We start from the raw sequence: 5,491 nt of genomic DNA, 5'->3' as shown, positions 1-5,491 counted from the left end.
CAGGTAGGGGGGGGAGCCGGTCGGGCCGGTCAGGCGGGGAGCGGGCCGAGGTCACCCGTCACGACGGTCGGGGTGATCGGCGAGCGGCCGAAGAGCGCCAGGATCTCGTTCGCGAGAGCCACGAGGTCCAGGGGGTGATGGCCGCCGCCCGCGTTCGTCTCGATGGACGCTGCCAGCAGCCCGCGCGGGACGGCACCGGCGTCCAGGAGCGACCGCCAGTAGTCCGGGGGGAGGTCGAGGTACTCCAGGCCGGTCAGCCCGCCGATCTCGCGCGGGTCCGCGAGGGTACCCGGGTAGGCCGAGAGGGTGCGCAGGCGCGGCAGGCCGACGACGGGGGCGAGGCTGAACGGCTCGCCGTCGTACACGCCGAGGGAGAGCACTTCGAGCGCCGGGTGGGCGGCGGCCTCGACGCTCGGTACGGCGCGGTGGTTGACGTAGGCCACTTCGGGCAGCTCCGCGCGGCGCTCCCTGCTCTCCTCGCGCTCGCCGTCGCGCACCAGGCCGGTGAGGGAGTCGGCGAGCAGTTCGGCGCCGACGTACTCCTCGTGGCTCAGCAGGATGACCTGGCCGAGGTTTCCGCCCGGCCCCGGCGTCAGGTCGAGCGCGACGGCGTCGCCGCCGCCGTTGCCGCCGAAGACGATCCACCCCGGTGAACCGGGCAGCCCCTGCACCGCGTCCCCGGGCCGGGTGACGGCCGCGTCCGTCGCGCCGAACTCCCACGGAGCCTGCCGGGTCGACGCGTCCGCGACGTACACGTGGTCCAGCGGGAGCAGTTCGCAGCCGATGGCCTCGTACACCCGGTCCGCCGCGTCGAAGTCGTCCTCCCAGTCCTCCCACCTCCCCCGCACCACCCCGTAGAGGGACCTCAGCTCCCCCGGGAGAGCTACGCCGATCCGGGACTCGGTGGCGGCGAGCTCCTCCTCGGTGGCGCCGACGACGTCCGGGAGCCGCTCGCGCAGCAGCCGCTCCAGCTCGCCCGCGTCCGCCGTCGGCGCCGGCAGCGCGTCCGGCACCGGCTCGGGGAGCCTGCGCCAGGGCTGCGGCACCGCGTCGTCGACGAGGAGCAGCGAACCGCCCTGCGGGCCGCCGAACCCGGGTTCCACGTGCGGGTGCGGACCGTACAGCCGCAGCGTCGCCGCCCCGTCCGCCCCGCACTCCAGCACGAACTCGACCTGGCCGGTGTCCGCCTCGGCGAGCGCGCCGATCACCGCGTGGACCGCGTCCCACTCCTCCTGCGTGTCCTCCACCTGCGCCGCCCGCCCGGGCGGCGGGGAGGGCCGGTGCACCGGGACGCTCCACGAGCCGACCCCGACATGGCCCCGCACATACCCGCCGGGCTCGGCGAGCACCGCCGTGTTGCTCGACCGGATGAGCCTCAACAACGGCTCCCACAACGCGAATTCATACAGCGCGGACAAGAAACGCTCCCCCTGCGAAACCTAAGGCCGGTCCAGTCGCAGCCGCTCCGCCCTCGGCAGGCCGGCCACGACAAGGTCGTACGAGTCCTCCACCAGCTCCCGCACGAGCCGCGCCGGAAGACCGGCCGTCAGGTCGACCGTGTTCCAGTGCCGCTTGTTCATGTGATACCCGGGAGTGATCACCCCTGGGTACTCCCCCCTGAGGCGTACGGCGTCGTCAGGGTCGCACTTCAGGTTGACCTTCAGGGGTACGGCGTCCGTCCAGCTCAAGGCGAACATCTTCCCGCGGACCTTGAAGACGGAGATCTCCGGCGAGAACGGGAAGTCCTCGACGGCCGCGTTGAACGACAGGCACAGGGAACGGAGTTGGTCCGGGGTCACGCGGACTCCTTCCCGGGGTCTTCCCCGACGGGCTCCACCAGCACGGTCACGATCTTGTTCCGCCGCCCGGCAGCCGCCTCGGCGGTCAGCCGCAGCGTCCGGTCGTCCGGCAGGCGTACGACCGCGGAGGCACCGGCGATCGGCACCCGCCCCAGCGCCTTCGCGAGGAGCCCGCCGACCGTCTCGACGTCCTCGTCGTCGTACTCCTCAAGTCCGTACAGCTCGCCCAGGTCCGTGATGTCGAGGCGCGCGGTGACCCGGTGCCGGTCGTCACCCAGGTCCTCCACCGGGGGCAGCTCACGGTCGTACTCGTCGGTGATCTCGCCGACGATCTCCTCCAGGATGTCCTCGATGGTGACGATCCCGGCCGTACCCCCGTACTCGTCGATGACGACGGCGACGTGGTTGCGCTCCTGCTGCATCTCGCGCAGCAGGTCACCCGCGTTCTTCGTGTCGGGGACGAACGCGGCGGGCCGCATGGTCGTGGAGACGAGGGCGGACTCGGCGTCGCGGCTGATGTGCGTCCTGCGGACGAGGTCCTTGAGGTAGACGATCCCGACGATGTCGTCCTCGCTCTCACCCGTGACGGGTATCCGGGAGAACCCGGACCTGAGAGCCAGGGTGAGCGCCTGACGGATCGTCTTGTACCGCTCGATGACCACGAGGTCGGTCCTCGGGACCATGACCTCCCGTACGAGGGTGTCGCCGAGCTCGAAGACGGAGTGCACCATCCGGCGCTCGTCGTCCTCGATCAGCGACTCCTTCTCCGCCAGGTCGACCATCGCGCGCAGCTCCGCCTCCGAGGCGAACGGACCGCGCCGGAACCCCTTGCCGGGGGTGAGGGCGTTGCCGATGAGGATCAGCAGCGACGGGATGGGGCCCATGATGCGCGCCAGCGGCAGCAGGACGTACGCGGCTGCGGTGGCCGTGTTCAGGGGGTGCTGGCGGCCGATCGTGCGCGGGGAGACGCCGACCGCGACGTACGAGACGAGGACCATCACGCCGATCGCGGTGAGCAGCGCCGCCCACGTCTCGGCGAACTCCTTCAGACAGGCGTACGTCACGAGCGCGGCAGCCGCCATCTCGCAGGCCACCCGGACCAGCAGGGCGACGTTCAGATAGCGGGTCGGGTCGGCCGCGACCTGCGCGAGGCCCGCGCTGCCCCGGCGGCCCGACTTGACGGCCTCCTCCGCGCGGAAGCTGGACACGCGCGCGAGGCCCGCCTCCGCGCAGGCGGCGAGCCAGGCGACCACGACCAGTGCGACGGCACCCGCGACGAGCTGGGCACTCATGAGACGGTCGGCGCGGGAGAGGGGCCCGTGAAGCCCTTCTCGGCCCGCCAGCCGTCCACGATCGCCGCCTGGAGGCCGAACATCTCGGCCTTCTCGTCGGGCTCCTCGTGGTCGTAGCCCAGCAGGTGCAGCACCCCGTGGACCGTCAGGAGCTGGAGCTCCTCGTCCATGGAGTGCCGCGTCGGCGCTTCCTCACCCTGCTTCTTCGCGACCTCCGGGCACAGCACGATGTCCCCGAGCAGCCCCTGCGGGGGCTCCTCGTCGTCCTTCGCCGGGGGGCGCAGCTCGTCCATCGGGAACGACATCACGTCCGTCGGGCCGGGCAGGTCCATCCACTGGATGTGCAGCTGCTCCATCGCGTCGGCATCCACGACGATCACCGACAGCTCCGACAGCGGGTGGATCCTCATCCGCGCCAGCGCATAGCGGGCGATGTCGAGGACCGCCTGCTCGTCGACCTCGGTTCCGGACTCGTTGTTGACGTCGATCGACATGGCGCTGATCTGCTACTTCCGCTTGGGCCGGCCGCCCTTGTGGCCGCCGTTCTCCGTACCGTTCTCGCTGTCGTACTTCTCGTACGCGTCGACGATACGGCCCACCAGCTTGTGCCGGACGACATCCTGCGACGACAACCGCGCGAAGTGCACGTCGTCGACCCCCTCCAGAATGTCCTGCACCTGCCGCAGCCCACTCTTGGTACCGCTCGGCAGGTCGACCTGCGTCACGTCCCCCGTGATCACGATCTTCGAATCGAACCCGAGCCGCGTCAGAAACATCTTCATCTGCTCGGGCGAGGTGTTCTGCGCCTCGTCGAGAATGATGAAGGCGTCATTCAAGGTACGGCCCCGCATATATGCCAGCGGCGCCACCTCGATCGTGCCCGCTGCCATCAGGCGGGGGATCGAGTCGGGGTCGAGCATGTCGTGGAGGGCGTCGTAGAGGGGGCGCAGGTAGGGGTCGATCTTCTCGTAGAGGGTGCCCGGGAGGAAGCCGAGGCGTTCGCCGGCCTCTACCGCGGGGCGGGTCAGGATGATGCGGTTGACCTGCTTGGACTGGAGTGCCTGGACGGCTTTCGCCATGGCCAGGTATGTCTTGCCGGTGCCCGCGGGGCCGATGCCGAAGACGATCGTGTGCTTGTCGATGGCGTCGACGTAGCGCTTCTGGTTGAGGGTCTTGGGGCGGATCGTGCGGCCCCGCGAGGACAGGATGTTCTGTGTGAGCACCTCGGCCGGGGTCTCCTGGCCGTCGCTCGTCCCGTTCTCACTCGCCCGCAGCATGGCGATCGAGCGTTCCACCGCGTCCTCCGTCATCGGCTGCCCGGTGCGGAGCACCAGCATCATCTCGTCGAACAGGCGCTGGATCAGGGCGACTTCCCGTCTGTCCCCGACCGCGCTGATCTCATTGCCCCGGACATGGATGTCGGCCGCCGGGAAGGCCGTCTCGATCACGCGCAGCAGTGAATCGCCTGATCCCAGCAACGACACCATGGGGTGCTGGGCGGGAACGGTGAACTGTGCTCTCGCCTGCCCCTGCGCGGGGGCCTTGGCCGTGGGTGTCTCCGTCATAATCCGGCCCGCTGGGCCTCTACGTCCTCCCGAACGCGTCTCGCCTGCCACAAGGGCGGCCTGGCGATTTCAAGAGTACGCCCTGCCACTGACAACGCCGTAGGAGTTTTCGCACGGCCGTACGGGGTGGGGCGGGGGGCCGGATACGTCACTCCCGGCGCCCCCGCGCGCGTGCCTCACGCCGAGCGTCTGAAGCCGATCGTCGGGACGGCCCTGCGCCGGGGCCAGGGCCTCGCCTCGCCGTCGGAGAGGAGGCCGGCGAGGAACGCGTACCGGCGCAGGGCCTCGGGGTCCTGCGTCTCCACCGAGCGGACCTTGCGCCACCACGCGGCGATCTCGGACCAGCCGGGGGCGGAGAGGGAGCCGCCGAACTCCTGGACGGAGAGGGCGGCGGTGAGGCCCGCGAAGGCGAGGCGGTCGGCGAGGGGCCAGCCGGCGAGGGTGCCGGTCACGAAGCCGGCGACGAAGACGTCCCCCGCGCCGGTCGGGTCGAGGGCCTCGACGGCGATCGCGGGGACCTCGGCGGTCTCGCCGGTGCGCCGGTCGACCGCGTACGCGCCCTGCGCGCCCAGCGTCACCACGGCGAGCGGTACGTGGTCGATGAGGGCGTGCGCAGCCTCGCGGGGGCAGTCCGTGCGCGTGTACCGCATCGCCTCCTCCGCGTTCGGGAGGAACGCCTCGCAGTGCTCCAGGTCGGCGAGCCCGGCGAGGTCCCAGGCGCCGGTGTCGTCCCAGCCGACGTCGCCGAAGATCCTCGTGCCCTTCGACGCGGCTTGCGCGATCCACGGCTCGCGCTTGCCCGGCGTGAGGGAGGCGACCGCCGCGCGCGCGGGCG

The 5,491-nt window shown here is 71.1% G+C and carries 6 protein-coding genes; all 6 read right to left on the bottom strand.

Features of this window, described 5'->3' with window-relative positions:
* Positions 1-29: 29 nt before the first annotated feature.
* Positions 30-1,418, bottom strand: coding sequence for an SMI1/KNR4 family protein (locus tag AOK24_RS38445; protein WP_055724577.1), 1,389 nt, complete (start codon positions 1,416-1,418; stop codon positions 30-32).
* Between the two features lie 21 nt (positions 1,419-1,439).
* Positions 1,440-1,799 carry an MmcQ/YjbR family DNA-binding protein gene (locus AOK24_RS38440; protein ID WP_055724576.1) on the bottom strand — a complete coding sequence of 120 codons (360 nt, stop codon included), beginning with the start codon at positions 1,797-1,799 and terminating at the stop codon, positions 1,440-1,442.
* Positions 1,796-3,091, bottom strand: coding sequence for a hemolysin family protein (locus AOK24_RS38435; protein WP_055724575.1), 1,296 nt, complete (start codon positions 3,089-3,091; stop codon positions 1,796-1,798). Before AOK24_RS38435 ends, AOK24_RS38440 begins: the two co-directional genes overlap by 4 nt.
* Positions 3,088-3,585: an rRNA maturation RNase YbeY gene (gene ybeY / locus AOK24_RS38430; RefSeq protein WP_055724574.1), complete on the bottom strand. Its 498-nt coding sequence runs from the start codon at positions 3,583-3,585 to the stop codon at positions 3,088-3,090. Before ybeY ends, AOK24_RS38435 begins: the two co-directional genes overlap by 4 nt.
* A gap of 12 nt (positions 3,586-3,597) precedes the next feature.
* Complete coding sequence (locus AOK24_RS38425) at positions 3,598-4,656, bottom strand: PhoH family protein (protein ID WP_055724573.1); 1,059 nt, start codon at positions 4,654-4,656, stop codon at positions 3,598-3,600.
* 176 nt (positions 4,657-4,832) lie between these two features.
* Positions 4,833-5,491 (bottom strand): carbohydrate kinase family protein (locus tag AOK24_RS38420; protein ID WP_240554320.1); only part of this gene is annotated, 659 nt, incomplete at its 5' end.

This window comes from Streptomyces niveiscabiei, from assembly GCF_001419795.1.
Classification (GTDB): domain Bacteria; phylum Actinomycetota; class Actinomycetes; order Streptomycetales; family Streptomycetaceae; genus Streptomyces; species Streptomyces niveiscabiei.
Note: the sequence above shows the minus strand (reverse complement) of the source record. Positions and strands in the feature narration are given on the sequence as shown.

Bases quoted from the DNA above. Each gene is read 5' to 3' on its own strand.
- AOK24_RS38425 (WP_055724573.1), bottom strand. From the start codon at position 4,656: ATGACGGAGACACCCACGGCCAAGGCCCCCGCGCAGGGGCAGGCGAGA.
- ybeY (WP_055724574.1), bottom strand. From the start codon at position 3,585: ATGTCGATCGACGTCAACAACGAGTCCGGAACCGAGGTCGACGAGCAG.
- AOK24_RS38435 (WP_055724575.1), bottom strand. From the start codon at position 3,091: ATGAGTGCCCAGCTCGTCGCGGGTGCCGTCGCACTGGTCGTGGTCGCC.